Annotated in this window: 19 protein-coding genes; 10 read left to right on the forward strand and 9 right to left on the reverse strand. The window is 72.2% G+C overall.

All coding sequences use genetic code 11. From position 1 onward, the window contains the following. Positions 1-10: 10 nt before the first annotated feature. Positions 11-361, reverse strand: coding sequence for a DUF488 domain-containing protein (locus GTY56_RS29805; RefSeq protein ID WP_161368413.1), 351 nt, complete (start codon positions 359-361; stop codon positions 11-13). Positions 362-505: 144 nt separating this feature from the next. Between GTY56_RS29805 and GTY56_RS29810 the strand changes: the two genes are divergently transcribed. Next, the gene (locus GTY56_RS29810) at positions 506-949 is read left to right on the forward strand and encodes a DUF6098 family protein (protein WP_161368414.1); all 444 of its coding nucleotides are present in this window, start codon (positions 506-508) and stop codon (positions 947-949) included. 23 nt (positions 950-972) lie between these two features. Here the strand turns inward: GTY56_RS29810 and GTY56_RS29815 are convergent, their stop codons facing one another. Together GTY56_RS29815 and GTY56_RS29820 are read right to left on the reverse strand one after the other, a co-directional pair. Beyond that, complete coding sequence (locus tag GTY56_RS29815) at positions 973-1,227, reverse strand: WhiB family transcriptional regulator (RefSeq protein ID WP_030844076.1); 255 nt, start codon at positions 1,225-1,227, stop codon at positions 973-975. A gap of 103 nt (positions 1,228-1,330) precedes the next feature. Further along, on the reverse strand, positions 1,331-2,548 hold the full coding sequence (locus GTY56_RS29820; protein ID WP_161368415.1) for a saccharopine dehydrogenase family protein: 1,218 nt from the start codon (positions 2,546-2,548) through the stop codon (positions 1,331-1,333). A gap of 124 nt (positions 2,549-2,672) precedes the next feature. Here GTY56_RS29820 and GTY56_RS29825 point away from each other — a divergent pair, with 124 nt between their 5' ends. After that, entirely contained in the window at positions 2,673-3,380 is a 708-nt protein-coding gene (locus GTY56_RS29825) for a TetR/AcrR family transcriptional regulator C-terminal domain-containing protein (protein WP_161368416.1), read from the forward strand. 4 nt (positions 3,381-3,384) lie between these two features. Here the strand turns inward: GTY56_RS29825 and GTY56_RS29830 are convergent, their stop codons facing one another. Further along, the gene (locus GTY56_RS29830) at positions 3,385-4,284 is read right to left on the reverse strand and encodes a LysR family transcriptional regulator ArgP (protein ID WP_161368436.1); all 900 of its coding nucleotides are present in this window, start codon (positions 4,282-4,284) and stop codon (positions 3,385-3,387) included. A 69-nt stretch (positions 4,285-4,353) separates the two neighbouring features. Between GTY56_RS29830 and GTY56_RS29835 the strand changes: the two genes are divergently transcribed. Both GTY56_RS29835 and GTY56_RS29840 read left to right on the forward strand, forming a co-directional pair. Continuing rightward, positions 4,354-4,971, forward strand: coding sequence for a LysE/ArgO family amino acid transporter (locus tag GTY56_RS29835; RefSeq protein WP_161368417.1), 618 nt, complete (start codon positions 4,354-4,356; stop codon positions 4,969-4,971). 81 nt (positions 4,972-5,052) lie between these two features. Further along, positions 5,053-6,345, forward strand: a complete 1,293-nt coding sequence (locus GTY56_RS29840; protein WP_161368418.1) for an MFS transporter — start codon at positions 5,053-5,055, stop codon at positions 6,343-6,345. Positions 6,346-6,349: 4 nt separating this feature from the next. Here the strand turns inward: GTY56_RS29840 and GTY56_RS29845 are convergent, their stop codons facing one another. From GTY56_RS29845 to GTY56_RS29855, 3 genes are all read right to left on the reverse strand, one after another. Next, a complete protein-coding gene (locus tag GTY56_RS29845) occupies positions 6,350-6,805 on the reverse strand; it encodes a cyclic nucleotide-binding domain-containing protein (RefSeq protein WP_161368419.1) in 456 nt (151 codons plus the stop codon). Positions 6,806-7,083: 278 nt separating this feature from the next. Beyond that, on the reverse strand, positions 7,084-8,553 hold the full coding sequence (locus GTY56_RS29850) for an aminotransferase class I/II-fold pyridoxal phosphate-dependent enzyme (protein ID WP_161368420.1): 1,470 nt from the start codon (positions 8,551-8,553) through the stop codon (positions 7,084-7,086). A 69-nt stretch (positions 8,554-8,622) separates the two neighbouring features. Further along, positions 8,623-8,844, reverse strand: a complete 222-nt coding sequence (locus GTY56_RS29855; protein ID WP_033309548.1) for a hypothetical protein — start codon at positions 8,842-8,844, stop codon at positions 8,623-8,625. A gap of 271 nt (positions 8,845-9,115) precedes the next feature. Here GTY56_RS29855 and GTY56_RS29860 point away from each other — a divergent pair, with 271 nt between their 5' ends. The 6 genes from GTY56_RS29860 to GTY56_RS29885 all read left to right on the forward strand — a co-directional run bounded on the left by GTY56_RS29860 (position 9,116) and on the right by GTY56_RS29885 (position 13,307). Next, complete coding sequence (locus tag GTY56_RS29860) at positions 9,116-9,550, forward strand: ATP-binding protein (protein WP_062924912.1); 435 nt, start codon at positions 9,116-9,118, stop codon at positions 9,548-9,550. Between the two features lie 199 nt (positions 9,551-9,749). After that, positions 9,750-10,613, forward strand: coding sequence for an RNA polymerase sigma factor SigF (locus GTY56_RS29865; RefSeq protein WP_161368421.1), 864 nt, complete (start codon positions 9,750-9,752; stop codon positions 10,611-10,613). A 29-nt stretch (positions 10,614-10,642) separates the two neighbouring features. Then, complete coding sequence (locus GTY56_RS29870; protein ID WP_161368422.1) at positions 10,643-10,906, forward strand: DUF5133 domain-containing protein; 264 nt, start codon at positions 10,643-10,645, stop codon at positions 10,904-10,906. A gap of 110 nt (positions 10,907-11,016) precedes the next feature. Next, entirely contained in the window at positions 11,017-11,874 is an 858-nt protein-coding gene (locus GTY56_RS29875) for an ANTAR domain-containing protein (RefSeq protein WP_161368423.1), read from the forward strand. A gap of 133 nt (positions 11,875-12,007) precedes the next feature. Further along, on the forward strand, positions 12,008-12,844 hold the full coding sequence (locus tag GTY56_RS29880) for a DUF1206 domain-containing protein (protein ID WP_161368424.1): 837 nt from the start codon (positions 12,008-12,010) through the stop codon (positions 12,842-12,844). Between the two features lie 28 nt (positions 12,845-12,872). Then, positions 12,873-13,307: a hypothetical protein gene (locus tag GTY56_RS29885; protein WP_161368425.1), complete on the forward strand. Its 435-nt coding sequence runs from the start codon at positions 12,873-12,875 to the stop codon at positions 13,305-13,307. 24 nt (positions 13,308-13,331) lie between these two features. Here the strand turns inward: GTY56_RS29885 and GTY56_RS29890 are convergent, their stop codons facing one another. Together GTY56_RS29890 and GTY56_RS29895 are read right to left on the reverse strand one after the other, a co-directional pair. Beyond that, a complete protein-coding gene (locus tag GTY56_RS29890) occupies positions 13,332-15,575 on the reverse strand; it encodes an FUSC family protein (RefSeq protein WP_161368426.1) in 2,244 nt (747 codons plus the stop codon). A gap of 83 nt (positions 15,576-15,658) precedes the next feature. Further along, positions 15,659-17,029, reverse strand: coding sequence for an NAD(P)/FAD-dependent oxidoreductase (locus tag GTY56_RS29895; RefSeq protein WP_161368427.1), 1,371 nt, complete (start codon positions 17,027-17,029; stop codon positions 15,659-15,661). Between the last annotated feature and the right edge of the window lie 101 nt (positions 17,030-17,130).

A 17,130-nucleotide genomic window follows, 5' to 3' on the forward strand; every position in this document is an offset into this window, starting at 1 on the left:
ACGGCCCGTCTCACGCCTGGAGGAGGCGGGCCAGTACCGTCGCGTGGCTCTCCTGCGGCGTCTTCGAAGCGGTCAGCAGCGTGACGTCCCCGCTGTGGAGCAGTGCGCGCACACCGTCGAGGGCCTCGGCGGCCTCGTCGGCGGTGAGCTCCGCCTCGTACCGTTCGGCGAACTCCTCGTACGAGCCCTCGCCTCCGTGGTACCAGCGCCGCAGCTCCGTCGACGGGGTGATCGCCTTAGGCCACTGGTCCACCCGCGCCGCGTCCTTCGCCAGCCCGCGCGGCCACAGCCGGTCGACCAGGACCCGCACCCCGTCCTCCGGCTCGGCGGGATCGTAGACACGGCGCACGCGCACGCTCATGGTCGGCTCCTCTCCTCGGCGCCCCGGAATGCCGCGAGCCTAACCCCGGCCGGGTGTTCGCACCGCCGGAGCCGGACGACCGGTTCCGCTCGTGCGTGACGGGTACTCCGTCCGCCTGACCAGGTAGAGGAAGGAGGTGGGGACATGGGCGCCCCCGACGACCTGCGGCTCGTGCGCACACTCGACGAACTCGCCGAGCTCGTGGAACACCACCGGGGCCTGTACGTCCGCTGGTCGCGCGGCCCGGAGATCGATCTCCTCAAGGTGTCCAGCACCGACGATCTGACGGGTGTGTCCCTGCCGGGGCTGTCCGCCAGCCCGCTCGGGGTCGAGGAGTGGTGGGAGGACCGGCCGGTCCGCGTGTGGGTGGCCCGCCGCCTGCACGACTACGCCCATCTCCCGCACGACAAGGGGCCGGGCGTCCACCCTTGGGTGCTCGCCGGCAAGGAGGCCGCCCGCGGCCCCGACAACGAACCGCTGGTCACCGACGTCCACCCGCTGTGCCGGATCGACCCGAAGGTCATCGACGAGGCGAAGGCGGAGGTCGCCCGGCAGGGAAACCCCTGGGGACCGCTGCGGCGCAGCTGAGTCCCCAGGGGTGGTGGCCGGTGTCAGCCGGAGCGGCGGCGGGCGGCCGTGCGGCGCTTGAGCGCACGCCGTTCGTTCTCGCTCGTCCCGCCCCACACACCGATGGACTGCCCCGTGTCCAGGGCCCATTGCAGACACTGCTCCTGCACCGGGCAGCGCCGTCGGCACACTGCCTTGGCCTGTTCGGTCTGCAGCAGAGCCGGGCCGGAGGTGCCGATCGGGAAGAAGAGCTCGGGGTCCTCGTGCCGACAGGCAGCGTGGTCTCGCCAGTTGTCCATCGAAGTCACCTGCGTCGCAGTAGAAACGTGCTCTCTCGGATGCTTACTCCTCTTCGGGTCACCTGTCGATGGCTCGTGAAACAGGGCACTCCCGGACAGCCCTTCACTGCTCCCGCATGCCCCAGGGGGAGCCGTAGTCCGTCAGCAGGTCCAGGAAGGGCCGTGCCGGGAAGGCCTCCGGGCCGAGGACGCCCGCACCGGACCAGGCGCCCGTCGCGAGGAGTTCGAGCGCGACCACGGGGTTGACCGCCGTCTGCCACACCACGGCCTGGGAGCCGTACTCCGCCATGGACCACTGGTTGTCGACCACGTGATAGAGGTACACCTCGCGGGGCTCGCCGTCCTTCACGCCCCGCACCCAGGTGCCCGCGCACGTCTTGCCGTGCATCCGCTCGCCGAGCGTCGCCGGATCGGGCAGACACGCGGCGACCACGTCCCGCGGCGAGACCGCCACCGGGCCGTCCGGCCCGGGCACGGTCACCGGGTCGGTGCGGTCAAGACCCAGCAGGTGCAGCGTCTTCAGCTTCTCGACGAACTCCCGGCCGAGACCGTACTTGAAGGTCACCCGGCGGGCGTCGACCCAGCGCGGCACGAGCAGCACCTCCTCGTGCTCCACGTTGACGCACTCGACCGGGCCGATGCCCTCGGGGAAGTCGAAGACCTCGGGCTCGCTGAAGGGCTCGGTGGTGAACCAGCCCGTGCCCGTCTCGTAGACGACCGGCGGGTTGAGGCACTCCTCGATGGTGGTCCAGATGCTGAAAGAGGGTGCGAAGTCGTAGCCGTCGACGGTCAGGTTCGCGCCGTCGCGGATGCCGATCTCCTCTATCGCGTCGAAGAGTTCGTCGGCGGCGTACCGGGCGAAGACGTCCGACAGGCCCGGCTCCACACCCATGCCGACGAGGGCCAGCAGCCCCTCCTTCTCCCAGTCGGCGGCCTGCGCGAACTGCTCGTCGCCGAGCTTGACCCCGCACTCCTCGAACGGCCGCTCGGCGTGCGGGCGGGACAGCGACATCGCCATGTCGAGATAGGTGGCGCCCGCGGCGCGGGCGGCGCGGAACAGCGGCATCACGAAGCGCGGGTCGGTGGCGTTGAGGAGGACGTCGCACTGGTGCCGGGCGAGCAGGCGGGTCACCGCCGTCTCGTCACCGGCGTCCACCTGCTCGGCGGTGAACCGCGCATCGCCCTCCAGCGCCGCGACCGCCGCCTCGGCCCGGGCCGGGTCGTAGTCGGCCACCACCAGGGCCTCGAAGAACGGCCTCCGGGCCGCGATCCGGGTGATCGCCCCGCCCACACCACCGGCACCCACGAGCAGTACACGCATGACAGAAACTCCCTATGTGCGAAGAACGCGACGCGCCCTTGGGGAGATGAAACGCCGCCCTCTGTCATAAGGTCAATGGCGTTGGCATAAGGACCGGGGCCGGTCCCCGGGGAGGGAGTCCACCGTGCCCAAGCCCGTGGTGCCGGAGGAGAAACGCCGCCGGCGCAGGCCCACCAAGAGCGGCACCGTGCTGTCCGAGGAACTGATCGTCGAGACCGCGCTGCGCATGCTGCGCGAACACGGCAGCGCGGGACTGACCGCCCGTCGGCTCGGTCTCGCCCTGGACGCCGACCCGAGCACGCTCTACCGCTACTTCCGGGGCATGGACGACCTGACCCTCGCCATCGGCGACGCGCTCATCGGCCAGGCCCTCCAGGGCTGGCGGCCCACGGGGGAGTGGCGGGCGGACCTGCGGTCCTTCGGGCTGCGTATCCACGCCGCGTACCTCGCCCATCCGCAGGCGGCCCTGCTGACCACGAACCGGGTCACGGGCCGGGCTCATGAGCTGGCCGCCGACGAGGCCGTCCTGGACGTCCTGCGCACGGCCGGGTTCCCGCTGCCCGACACCGTGCGCATCTACCACGCCTTCATCGACCAGACCCTGGCCTTCGCCGCCCTCGACGCCGCCTCCCTGGCCCTGCCCAGTGACTCGCTGCACGCCGACGAGGACATGTGGCGCTCGACGTACGCCCGCCTGCCCGCCACGACCCACCCGCGCATCGCCGAGGCCGCGCCCCTGCTCGCGACCCGCATGCTCTCCAGCGCCTATCCGGCGGCCCTGGAGATGCTGCTGGACAGCGCGGCGGCGCGGCTGGAGGCCGTCCGGGACTGAACCGTCAGGGCCGCAGCGCCTGCGCCGCCGTCGCCGTCACCGTCTCCGCGACCTGCGCAAGGGCGGGGGAGTCGAGCTTCCACTGCTGCCAGTACAACGGCACGTCGACCGTGCGGCCCGGGGCGATGCCGACGAGCCGGCCCTCGTCCAGCAGCGGATCCGCCTGGCGCTCCGGCACCAGGCCCCAGCCCAGCCCGGCTGCCACGGCCTCGACGAAGCCCTCCGAGGTCGGCACGTAGTGCCGCAGCGCGCTCGCGCCGCTCCGCCCCCGGGTGAGCCGCCGGACGAAGCCGTCCTGGAAGTCGTCGCGCCGGTCGAAGACCACCACGGGCACCTCCGTCAGCGTCTGTGTCAGGGGCCCGCCGAGGTGGCGCGCGGCGAAGCCCGGGGCGGCCACGGGGAGGTAGCGCATCCGCCCGAGCGACCGGACCGAGCATCCCGGCACGGGATCCGGGGACGAGGTCACCGCCGCCATCACCGTGCCCTCCCGCAGCAGAGCCGCCGTGTGGTCCTCGTCCTCGCGGCGCAGCTCGAAGCAGAGCCGGAGCTCCTCCGGAACGCGCGCGAGGACGGGCAGGAACCAGGTGGCCAGTGAGTCCGCGTTCACCGCCACGGACACCCGGGTCGGCTCCCCGGCGCCGCTCAGTCCGAGCTCGACGTGCGCGTCGTGCTCCAGCCGCGCCACCTGGCGGGCCAGCCGCACCAGCACCTCACCCGACTCGGTCGGCCGCACCGGCTTCGTCCGCAGCAGCAGGACCCGGCCGGTGCGCTGCTCCAGCGCCTTCACCCGCTGGCTGATGGCCGACGGCGTCACGTGCAGTGCGGCCGCCGCCGCGTCGAAGGTGCCCTCGTCCACGACGGCGAGCAGGGTCCGCACCTGATCCAGCGGCAGATCCGTCATCATCATGCCCGCTAATGATACGTAACAATCCTTAGCTGGACCTCAGACCGGTGCCTCCGTAGCGTCGACGCCATGACCAGCACCTTCACCGCCGGCGCCGTCGGTTTCGGCACCGGCCTGTCTCTCATCGTCGCCATCGGAGCCCAGAACGCCTTCGTCCTGCGCCAGGGCATCCGCCGCCAGGCCGTCCTCGCCGTGGTCGCCATCTGCGCCCTGTCGGACGCGGCGCTCATCGCACTCGGGGTCGGCGGAGTGGGCGCGGTGGTGGTGCGGTGGCCGGGCGCGCTGACGGCGGTCGGCTGGATCGGCGGCGCGTTCCTGCTGGTCTACGGAGCCCTGGCCGCCCGCCGGGTGTTCCGGCCCGGCGGCGACGCGCTGCGGACGGAGGGGGAGGCGGCCGGATCGGTGCGCCGGGCCGTCCTCACCTGCCTGGCGATGACCTGGCTGAATCCGCACGTCTACCTCGACACCGTGTTCCTGCTGGGCTCCGTCGCCGCCGACCACGGTTCCCTGCGCTGGACGTTCGGCCTCGGCGCGGTGCTGGCCAGCCTGTGCTGGTTCACCGCCCTCGGTTTCGGCGCCCGGATGCTCGGCCGGTTCCTCGCCAGACCCGCGGCCTGGAGGGTCCTGGACGGACTGGTCGCCGCCACCATGATCGTGCTCGGGGCCGTGCTGATCACGGGAAGCTGAGACCGGCCGCCGGCCCGGCCGTGACGGGTGCGATAGTGATCCCCGCCCGGAAAGATGTAGCGAGCATCGAGGAAGCGGCGCGTGGACGCGAGCGAGAGCACGACCGAAGAGCGGGAGCCCACACCTCGGCCGCCCGGGCGGCGCGGCCGGCGGCGCTGGGCCATGGACACCCGCCCCCTGCGCCGTCCCGCCTACCGGCGGCTGTGGAGCTCGACCATCGTCACGGCCGTCGGCAGCCAGCTCACCGCCGTCGCCGTCCCCAAGCAGATCTACGACATCACCGGCTCCTCGGCATGGGTCGGCGCCGCGAGCCTGGCCGGGCTCGTGCCGCTGATCGTGTTCGCGCTGTGGGGCGGGGCGATCGCCGACGCCATGGACCGGCGCAGACTGCTGCTGATCACCAACAGCGGCATCGCCGTCACCTCGCTGCTGTTCTGGCTCCAGGCCTTCGTGGGTCTTGAGTCGGTGGGAGCGCTCATGCTGCTGCTCGCCGTGCAGCAGGCCTTCTGGGGCCTGAACGCGCCCGCCCGCAACGCCTCCATAGCCCGGCTGGTCCCCGAGGACGAACTGCCCGCCGCGAACGCCCTCGGCTCGACCGTGATGCAGACCGGACAGGTGGCCGGCCCCCTGCTCGCCGGTGCCCTCATTCCCGTCATCGGGCTGCCCGAGCTGTACCTCATCGACGCCCTCGCCCTGTGCGTGACGGTGTGGGCGGTCTACCGGCTGCCGTCGCTGCCGCCCCTGGACGACACGGCGGTGCGGCGCGCGGGAGTGAAGGAGATCGCCGCCGGTTTCCGCTACATCTCCGGGCACACCGTGCTGCTGCTGTCGTTCCTCGCGGACATCATCGCCATGGTCCTCGGCATGCCCCGTGCCCTGTTCCCGCAGCTCGCCTCCCAGACGTACGCCCCGTACGGCGAAGGCCTGGCGCTCGGCCTGCTGTTCGCCGCGATCCCCGTCGGCGCCGTCCTGGGCGGGCTGTTCTCCGGGACCTTCTCCCGGGCCCGGCGTCACGGCTGGATGGTCATCGGCGCGGTCGTCGCCTGGGGTGTGGCCATCACCGGCTTCGGGCTGAGCCGCAGCCTGTGGGTGGCGGTGGCGTTCCTCGCCCTGGCCGGGGTGGCCGACATGGTCTCCATGGTCTTCCGCGGGGCGATCCTGCTGTCCGCCGCCACCGACGAGATGCGCGGGCGCATGCAGGGCGTCTTCACCGTCGTCGTGGCGGGCGGCCCGCGCCTGGCGGACGTGCTGCACGGCACCGCGGGATCCGCCTTCGGACCCCGCACGGCCGTCGCGGGCGGCGGACTCCTGGTCGTCGCGGTGATGCTGGTGCTGGCGGCAGCCGTACCGGCGCTGCGGCGCTACCGCGTCTGACGCCTCACAGCGCTCCGCGCCGGTGCAGCGTGTACTGCTCCATCAGCTTGCCCCGGGTCATCTCCAGCCGGTGCGCGAGCACCTCGGCCACGTTGCGCACCAGCATCATCCCCAGCTCCGGATCCTCCTCGCACAGCCCCAGCACGGCCTGCGCGTCGAACTCGTAGGCCCGCACCGGGCTGAACGCCACCGCGCCGAAGTCCCAGGTGTACGGCGGGAAAAGCCAGGACCAGCCGAGCAGGTCGCCCGCGCCGAGGCTGGCCACGGTCACCCGTTGCAGGGAGTTCACCTGCTGGTCCAGCGAGACGGCGCCCGAGCGGATGACCCAGAAGCGGTCGGCCCTGCCGTCCGCCTCGAAGATCCGGGCGTCCTCGGGGAAGGACACCTCCCGGGCGAGGGTCATGAGACGCTGCCGCTGGGGCGGAGGCAGGGCGGTCAGGAGTTTGATCGCTTTGGTCATGCGGAGCTCCTCGCCGGGCGGTCGACTGCGGTGCTGTCCCTACAGCCATTTCAGCCGCTGCCGGGGCCTTGGGCACCTCGGCGTACCGGACTTCTTGCGACGGCCCGTGCGGGCATGAAAAAGCCCTGGCTGGACGGGGGAGACCAGCCAGGGCCGCAAGCGGTGGCGCAGGAGGACGAGGGGTCGACTCCGTCACCACGTATGAATGAACGGTAAACCATCTGGGCGGCGTCTGCGCCCCAAAGACCGGGTGGCGTGACCTGTTTCACGCCGGGCCGTCACTTCGCGAGCACGCGGACCGTCTCCAGTTCCGGGTCCTCCGGGTCCGGCAGGTGCATGCCCGCGTCCAGCCCCGTCCGCAAGTACGCCAGCACCGGCCCGGTCAGGCGCTCCCCCGGGAGCACTGCGGGGATGCCGGGGGGATACGGCGTGATCATCTCGGCCGCGACCCGACCGGCCGCCTCGGACACCGGCACGCTCTCGGCCGGCCCGAAGAACGCGTCCCGGGGCAGCTCCGCCTGCTCCATCCGCAGCTCCGTCGGTGACGGCACCTCCACCTCCGGCGCCCTGGGCAGGTCGCCGGCCGCCCGGGCGAGGTCCCGCAGCGCCTCCAGGAGTTCCCCGGTGGTCTCCCGGTCGTCGCCGTGAGTGATCTGGGCGCCGATGCGGCGGTGATCCACCAGATGAGCGTCGATACGCCGGTGCTCACGCAGCCAGTCCGCCGCCTGGAACCCCGTGATCCCGAGGCCGGTGAGGTCGATGACGCCGGGCAGCGGGTCGAGGTCGTCGGCCAGGCCCGGGCCGCAGAAGTCGTTGCGGTCGTTGACGTGCAGCCCGTCGATCTCCTCGATGGCGGCCCGGACCCCGGCGGCGAGTTCCAGCGCACCGCCCATCAGCTCCCTGCCGTGCAGCGCCATCTGCCGCCGCCAGCCGTCCAGGCCGGCGAAGATCAGCACCGAGGGGCTGGTGGTGCCCAGCAGGTCCGCGCGCATGCCCAGCAGCTCCGGCGGCACCAGGTCGCCCTGGAGGTGGAAGACCGAGCCCTGCTCCAGGCCGCTGCCCATCTTGTGGATGCTCGTCACGCAGATGTCCGCGCCCGCGTCCATCGCCCACGACGGCAGGTCCGGGTGGAACGGCAGATGCGCGCCCCATGCCTCGTCGACGATGAGCGGCCGTGAGCGCCGGTGACAGACGTCGGCGATCGCCCGCAGATCCGCGCAGCCGCCGTAGGGCGTGGGACTCGTGACCAGCGCGCCACGCGCGTCCGGACAAGCGTCGAAGGCCCGGTCGAACTCCTCGGCGGACGGGGGATGGGCGAGCTTGCGCTCGGCGTCCCACCGTGGCTCGACCCAGACGGGCTCGATGCCGGAGATGATCAGCCCCGCGACGACCGACTTGTGGGCGTCGCGCCCGACCAGCAGCTTCTCGTGCGGGCCCGCCACCGACAGCATCGCGGCCTTCACGGAAAGGGAACTCCCGCAGGTGCTGAAGTAGGTGTGCTCGGCGTGCACGGCGTCGGCCATCAGCTCCTGGGCGCGTTGCAGCACCCGGCCCCGGGTGAGCCGGTCGTCCAGACCGCCCGAGGCCAGCACGTCCCCGTGGAACACCGCGTCACCGAGGATCTCCCGGACCGCCGGATCCGCTCCGCGGGCCTGCTTGTGCCCCGGCGGTGTGAACGACAGATGCCCCTTGCGTCGGTACTCGTCCAGGGCTTCCAGAACCGGTGCTCGCGTGTGGTCGGCTGTCATGCGCACCGGGTTCCCGGCGTGTGCCCTCGCAATCCGGCCAAGCGCGCACCGGCCCCGGCCCGCGTCCGGTCACCCCTCCGGGGCGTGTTTGCCCGGAGCCACGATCTCGTCCAGGACCCGCAGCACAGCCTCGTACGACATCCGCCGCACGGTGGCGTCCCGGGCCCCCTGCGGATCCGTCGCGTCCAGCTCCTCGCTCCTGGTCCGCCACGTCCGTTCCTCCTGCACCGCGCACTCCCTCGCACGCTGGATACGCCGCAACAGCTCGTCGGAATCCACCACATCGGTCATGCACCCCGCCTACCCGTCCACGGCGCGGTGATGACATCGAGTCACGGCCGTCCGGGGCGTTTTCGGGTCTTGCGGCCGCACCGGAGGTTTGCAGGTGCGGGGAGAGGTGAGCCGAAGAGTATGACCGCGGCGCTCGCGCGGTGCGCGCCCCCGGATGTCGCGGCAGGTCGAGGCAAGCAGGGGTCCGCGGGCCCCCGGGGCAGGCCCGTGCGGGCGGTTCCGGAACGCGGTCCGGACCCCTTTTCCGTCCGTGCTGTCAGGGAGCTGCAGAATGTGCGAGGAGCACATGATCGATTCAGTGTTCGAGCCGCCCGGCGCTCACCGGGCCCGGCCGTGCAAACCCGCCGAGGCACGCCGGGCGGTGGAGCGGGCCGTGGCCGAACGCTGCCGCGCCACCCACACCCCGTGCGACACGGACGCCCTGTCCGACGCGCTGCTCGTCGCCTCGGAACTCACCACCAACGCGATCCTGCACGGCGGCGGCGTCACCGACTTCCAGGTGGACGTCGACGGCCCCGGTGTGCGTGTCTCGGTGAGCGACCGCAGTGACGCGCTGCCCGTGACCGCGCCCCGCACCGATCCGCACGGCCGGCTGCGGCACGGCGGCCACGGCTGGCCCATCGTCTGCCGGCTCGCCCGCGACGTCAGGGTGTCGGACCTGCCCGCCGGGGGCAAGTGCATCACAGCTGTCGTCCCCCTGTCCTGAACGCCCGTGAGCCGGCACTCGACAGATTGCACTGCAAAGCGGAGTTTGTTCCACCGGGGTCAGGGCAGACGCAGTTTCGTGCTTCGGACCGGAGGCGCGCCAGCGGGAGCGGTATGACTGCCCCGGAGGCCTCCAGGCGATCCGGGCAGCGTCCTTCCCGCGGTCAGTCCCTGAAACCACCGTTCAGGAGCGAATCCGCATGCTCATCGAAACGCCCACCCATCGTCCCGGCACGCCCGAAACGACGTCCACCGCTTCCCGGCGGCGTCACGACGACGCCCCCGACACCGCCGCTCTCTTCGCCCGGATGGCGGAGCTGGAGGAAGGCCCCGAGCGGGAGGCCGTCCGCGACGAACTGGTCACCCTGTGGCTGCCCATGGCCCACCGCATCGCCGGCCGCTTCCGCGACCGCGGTGAGTCGATCGAGGATCTCCGGCAGGTCGCCGCACTGGGCCTGGTCAAGGCCATCGACCGGTTCGACCCGAGCCGGGGTGCCTTCGAGAGTTACGCCGTCCCCACCATCACCGGCGAGGTCAAGCGGCACTTCCGGGACCGCATGTGGGCCCTGCGGGTGCCCCGCCGGGTGCAGGAACTGCGCAACAAGGTGCGGGTGGCACGCCGTGAACTCACCCAGAACCCGGGCAGCCCCGAGCCCTCCGTGGCGGACCTCGCCACGCACACCGGCCTCAGCGAGGAAGAGGTCAACGCCGGGCTCGAAGCCCTTGACAGCTTCAGCACCCTGTCGCTGGACGCCGAGCTCTCGGCCGACGACGACGGCTACAGCCTGGCCGACACCCTCGGCGCGGCCGACTCGTCCTACGACATCGTCGTGGACCGCGAGTCCGCCAAGGAAGGCCTGCGCCGGCTGCCGGAACGCGAACGGGCCATCCTCTACATGCGCTTCTTCGAGGACATGACCCAGAGCCGTATCGCCGACCACCTCGGCATCTCCCAGATGCACGTCTCCCGCCTCATCAGCCGCAGCTGCGCCCGTGTGCGCGACGAGGTCCTGGGGCAGCGGACGGGCAACCGGGGGAGCGGCGGCACCTCCACGACGGCCTGACCATCCGACCCCACGAGGAGCGAACGACCATGCTGAGGCCCCACCCCGACGTGCTGCGCAGACTCGTCGACGAGTACGAGGCACTGGCGGCCGCCGAGGCCGCCCGCGGACCGGCGGAGCCGAACCCCCGGGCCCGCGACCTGGCGTACACGCTGTGCGTGTCCACCGGCACCCGGGACGTCAAGCGCGCCCTGGAGGCCGCCCATCAGTGGCTCGCGGCCGCACCCGCATCGGCCCGCGCACCCGTCGCACCGATGGCCGGACAGCGCATTCCGGCCACGGAGCCCGCCTGATCCCGGCGCGCCCCTGACGCCGGGGCAGACGCAGCGCGACGAGGTCCGGCCGACGGCACAAGCCGCGGCCGGGCCTCCGCGCGTCATGACGACGACACCCTAGGAGTTCCATGTCCACAGCGGGGCGGGCGGCAGCCGCCGCCGACGGCGAGCTGGAGCGCCTGCGCGCCGAGCTGCGCGACCTGCGGGCCCGGGCCCGGGTGCGCCCGCTGATCTCGCAGGCGCAGGGGATCCTCCAGGAGCGGTACGCGCTGCCGGACGGGGAGAGCGCCTTCGCGCTGATGCAGCGGGCGTCCCAGCGCTACAACGTCAAGCTGCACACCCTCGCCGGAGTCCTGGTGACCGCACCGCGCCCCGAGGCGCCGGACGCCCTGTGGTTCCCGCGCCGCGTCCGCGGGCCGGAGCCCGAGCTGACCTTCACGCAGGCGCACCGGTCCGGGTCCGGCAGCCGCAGTGCCGTCCTGAAGGCCGTGCTGAGGTCCACCCTGACGGTGACCGGCACCGACATGGGCAACGTGCAGCTCACCGACCCGGCCCGCGGAGGGCTGCGCATGGAGCAGCACACCGGCCTCACGGCCGACTTCGTCGACTTCTTCGCCCACGTGGGCGAGGACGGCACGTCCTGCGCCCAGGCAGCCAAGGACGTCGCCCAGGTCACCGTGCGTGACGTGGAGAGCGACCCGGTGTTCACCGAACCGGCCCGCCGGGCCATCCTCGCCGCGGGCAGCAGAGCCTGCCACAGCGTCCCGCTGACGACCGAGTCCGGGCTGTGCGTCGGCATGGTCTCGGCCCACATGGACCGGCCCCTGGACGGACTGACGACGGCCCAGACCAAAGCCCTCGACACCGTGGGCGGCCAGGCCGGACGCTGGCTCGCCTGGCACGACCGCACTGTGGTCCTGGACGCCCTGGAGCACCTGCACACCCTTGGCCGCGCCGGCCGGGGTTCGAGGTTGCGGCGGTCCTGAGCCCGCTACGGGAGGGGCGCCGTCGTACGGCTGGGAAGCCGGCACCCGGCAGGGAACCGGAATCCCCTGGTCCGGGCGTTGTGCAGGGTGTGTGAACGCCGACCCGGGGCATCCGCACAGCCGGGAGGTCGACATGAACACGAGTGCGATGGCACAGAGCGGTCGGTTCCGGACCCGGCGGATGGCGCGGGGCTCGGTGACCGAGGGGGCGGCACGGGCGGGTTTCGCCGCCCGGGGCGTGATCTATCTGCTCGTCGGAGCGCTGGCCCTGCAGATCGCCTTCGGCGACACCGGCCGACAGGCCGACCGAGGGGGTGCGTTGCAGGAACTGGCGCAGAAGCCGTTCGGCGCGGTGCTGCTGTGGGCGCTGGGCATCGGGCTCGTCGGCATGGCCCTGTGGCGGCTGTCCGAGGCGCTCTTCGGCTCGGTCGGCAAGGACGGCCGCAGCGCCCGCAAGCGGCTGATGGCGACGGCCCGCTTCGCCTTCTACGTCTTCGTCGCCTACTCGGTGCTGACGTTCGCACTCAGCCGCCACCAGAGCGGCGGATCCAGCGACCAGCAGTCCCGGGACGCCACGGCCAGGGCCCTGGAGATACCCGGCGGCCAGTGGCTGGTCGGCGCCGCCGGCCTCGTGATCATCGGCGCCGGGGGCTGGATCGCCGTACGCGCGGTGCTGCGCAAGTACCACGACAAGCTCCGGCTGGGGCAGATGAGCCGGCGGACGCGGCAACTCGTGGACGTCACCGGCGTCGCCGGCGGCGCCGCCCGCGGGCTGGTGTTCGCGGTCGCGGGGATCTTCGCCGTCCGCGCCGCCATCGACTACGAACCCGACAAGGCCAAGGGCCTCGACGACACCCTGCGCACCTTCGCGGAGACCCCGCTCGGACCCTGGCTGCTGGTGTGTGTCGCAGCCGGGCTGGTGCTCTTCGGAGTGTTCTCGTTCGCCATGGCCCGGTGGCGGCGCGTCTGAGCCGCGTCTCGTGGGGAACACGAAGCGAATGAGCGATTCCGAGATTCCGCATGGCGACGGCCGGCCCGTGGACGTGTACCTGGACCTCCTGCGCATCCGGATGGACACGGAGGACTACCGCCTTCTGATGCGCGCGGTGGAACCGGTCCTCGAGGCGATCGAAGAGGAGCGCCTGTCCAGCCTCGACTTCGCGCTCGACTCCGGGCCCGACGACGAACTGCCCCAGGAGGTCCGTGACGAGGTGGCCCTCGTCATCGCCACCGCCGTCACCGGCCGCCTGGACAACGAAGTCGTCGAACTCCACGTCGACGACACCGGCCCGGTCCGGATCGTCACGGACGCCACCACCGCGTCCGATCCGACCCGCCTCGGCGAGATAGCCGACTACATCCGGGACCGGCACAAGCAGACCGAGGAACTACGGGGCATCGCCGAGGTCAGTGGGCTGCCCACGGACTTCTGACGGCGGTCGTCAGCCGCCGGCGAGTCACCCCTTGGGAGCCGCCACCGGCACGCCCAGCGGCCGGGCGAGGCCCACCACGGCCTCGTCCAGCCGCTCCAGATGCCGCAGCACGCGGTCGGTGATGCGGCCGTAGCGCGGTGTGCCGGCGTCGGTCCCCAGCAGGGAGGCGATGCTCGGCCCGGTCTCGACCTGCGCGCCCGCGTGCTCGTCGGCGACCCGGGCGGCGATGACGCCGATGTTGCGCACCGTGCGTCCGGCGGCCCCGCGCAGTCGCGGGTCCGCCGCGATCGAGGGGTGCGTGGGCAGCAGCTCGGCCGTCGCGGCGAGGGTCCGGGCGTGGTAGGCGCACGTCTCCAGCAGCGCCACCACGTACCGGGCCGTGTGACGGCGGGTCCGCAGCGGGGTGACCGGATGGATCAGCGGCTGGGTCGCGGCCCGCAGATCGGCCAGCGCCTGGTCGAGGTCGCGCGCCTTGTCCAGCAGTTCGTCCGCCGGTCCGCCGCTGAGCTGGCCGACCGCGGCCTCGGTGACCTCGGCCAGCCGCTCCAGCACGGTGCCGAGCAGTTCGTTCGTACGGCGGTCCGTCTGCACGGGCAGGACCAGCGCCGCCGCGACCACTCCACAGGCCGCGCCGAGGGCCGTCTCCTGGATCCGCAGCACGAGCACGTCGAGGCTGTAGGTGTGCAGCAGCGTGTACAGCAGCCCCAGCATCGCCGTGACGAAGAACGACATCAGCGTGTACGACAGAGGCGCCGTGTAGAACATCGCGAAGATCAGCACCAGGACCAGGGCGAACGCCGTCCAGGTGTGCCCGCCGACCAGCCCGGCCAGGACGATGCCGGCCACCACGCCGAACACCGTGCCCAGCAGCCGCCGGTACCCCTTGACCAGGATCTCGCCCGTCGACGCGGTGTTGAGGAAAACGATCCAGCACGTCAGCACCGCCCAGTACCAGCGCTGCGTGGACAGCAGTTCGCCGCCCACGATGGCCAGTGAGGACCCGACGGCGACCTGCACGGCCGCCCGCGTGGTGGGCCGCCGCAGCCCGGTCTGCTCCTCCTGCGACGCTTCCTCGCCGCCGCCGTCGATCGCGGCGTCCTCGGCGTCCAGTTCCTCGCGGGACCGGGCCGTCGCGGGACTGTCGTCCGACTCGTCCTGCGGGCCGTCCAGGGCGATCCGCAGCCCGAGCACCGCGCGGGCCGACTCGCCGATGCCGCGGAAGACGTCCTGGACGGCGGCCGAGGCGGGCGGCAGATTCTCCTCGTCCCGGTAGCCGAGGAGCCGGTTGCGCACATGCGCGAGACCGGTGCCCGTGTCGCCGCTGCCGGCCCGCAGCACCAGGGCGTGCAGCGCCAGCAGATCGCGGCGGAGCGTGGCGCCCGCCTCGTCCGGCAGCTCGGGCCCGGCCACCGACGGGGCGGGTGCACCCGGCAGGTGCAGGGTGAGCGTGTCGGCCCGTTCGGCGGTCCGGGCGGTCAGCAGCAGCAGGCCGAGCCGCTCCGCGGCGATCTCGGCGTCCGCGATCCTGCGCTGCACCAGCCGCGCCGCCGACTCGTCCGGGGTGCCCTCCTCCAGCCGCCCCTGAATCATCATCGCCGTCTCGTGGAGCCGTGCGGTGCCCTCGCGGACGGCCTCCAGCGCCTTGTCCATCTCGTCCGCGGGGGCGTCGAGGAGTTCGGCCTGCGCGGCCACCAGCTGGGCCAGCCGTGCCCGGAAAGCCAGGCGCAGCCGCAGCAGCACACCGGTGGGCGTCGCGGGTACGACCGCGAAACGCATCAGGGCACTGGAGCAGAACGCCACGGCCATGGCACCACACAGCGCGGGCAGCGTGGCGGCCGTGGCGCCGACGAACAGGGACAGGAAGTAGACCTGGAAGCCGATCAGACCGAGCGCGGTGCCCCGGTCGCCGAACCGGCGGCCGTAGACCGCGCAGAAGATCAGGACGACGAAGAAGACGTCACCGACGAAGAGACGTGTGTTGAGAACGGCGCCCAGGGACACCGACGCCAGGGCCACCGGCAGCCCCAGGACCAGCGTCACGGCCTGCGCGGCCGGCTGCTTCTCCCGGATGGCGAAGGTGGCGACCATCGCCGCCATGGCCCCCGCCACCAGGATGTGCACATCGGCCCGCAGCAGGGAGAGCACGGCCAGAGTCAGCGTGATCGCGCCGACCGTCCGCAGCCCGGCCGTCAGACGCAGCAGACCGGGGTCGGACGCCGCGATCCGGTCCCGCAGCCGTGCCCGCACCGCGCGTCCCGCTGCCCTCACGCCGCCGCACTTTCTCCCGACTCACACCAAGATCCGTATCTCAGCATGACATGCCACGGGCGGACGCTCCGTCCGGCCCGGTCCTACTCCGTCCGGCCGGACCCCTCGACCTGCGCCCGCACCTGCTCCCGCGTCAGATAGGCGTCCGTGTACTCGAAGTCCTTCAGCCGCGCTGCCTTGCGGGCCTGGAACCCCGTCCGTACGAAGTCGTCGCCGGCGACGGCGTTGAGCAGCCAGTTCGTCATCACCCGCGTCTTGGCCACGTTGGTGCGCAGCGCCGACCAGTGATAGCCGCGGGCCACGGCCTGGGCGGGCAGCCCCCGCAGTTCGATGCCCAGCGGCTTGGAGACCGCGTCGGTGCCGCCGAGGTCGACCACGAGCCCGAGGTCCTTGTGGACGTAGGGCTTCATCGCCTGGCCGCGCAGTGACGCGATGACGTTGTCGGCGACGTGCCTGCCCTGCCGCAGGGCGTGCTGCGCGGTGGGCGGGCACATGGCCCCGTCGCCCTTGGCCAGGTCGGGCACGGCGGCCGAGTCGCCGAGCGCGAACACCCCGTCGTCGCCCGGCAGGTTCATTTCCGGGGCGACCGCGAGCCGCCCCTTGACCGTCTCCGCGCCGAGCGTGGCGATGAGCGGGCTGGCGACGACCCCGGCGGTCCAGATGAGTGTGCGGGTCGGGATCACCCTCCCGTCGGTGAAGGTGACCTCCTCGGGGCCCGCCTTGGCGATGGAGGTGCCCAGGGAGATCTCGATGCCCCGTCGGCGCAGGATCTCCTGCGCGCTGCTGCCGAGCTTGTCGCCCAGCTCCGGCATGAGCTTCGGCGCGATGTCGATCAGGTGCCACTTGATCAGAGCCGGGTCCAGCCGCGGGTAGCGCTTGACCGCCGCGTGCGTCAGCCGCTGCAGGCACGCCGCGGTCTCGGTGCCCGCGTAACCGCCGCCGACCACCACGAACTGCAACCGCGAGGCCCGCTCCACCGGGTCCTGGCTCGCGTCGGCCAGGTCCAGCTGCGAGATGACGTGGTCACGGATGTACGCCGCCTCGGCGAGGGTCTTCATCCCGAACGCGTGGTCCGTCAGCCCCGGGATGTCGAAGGTCCGGGTGATGCTGCCGGGCGCCAGCACGATGTAGTCGTACGGCTCGTTGACGATCTCGTCGGTGATGGTGCGGATGACACACACCTTGGACTTCAGGTCCACGCCGATGGCACCGCCCGGAATGATGCGCGTGCGGTACTTCTTGCTGCGGCGCAGCGAGACGGCGATCGACTGCGGCGTCAGCACGCCGGAGGCCACCTGGGGGAGCAGCGGCAGGTAGAGCTGGTAGGCGAACGGCGTCACCAGCGTGACGTCGGCCTCGTCCGGGGAGAGTTTCCGTTCCAGACGGCGGACGCACTCCACGCCGGCGAAGCCTGCGCCAACCACCAGGATCCTGGGTCGTGTCACGGTGTTCATCCCTTTCTGCGGCTCCAGGCGGTCTGCCTCGAACGCCTTCCGACTGCCCCTGGATCGCTGGTTCGCACCCTTTCGATCCCACCGTGTGTCCCACGGGCGCG

Source organism: Streptomyces sp. SID5643, assembly GCF_009872555.1.
Classification (GTDB): Bacteria; Actinomycetota; Actinomycetes; order Streptomycetales; family Streptomycetaceae; genus Streptomyces; species Streptomyces iakyrus.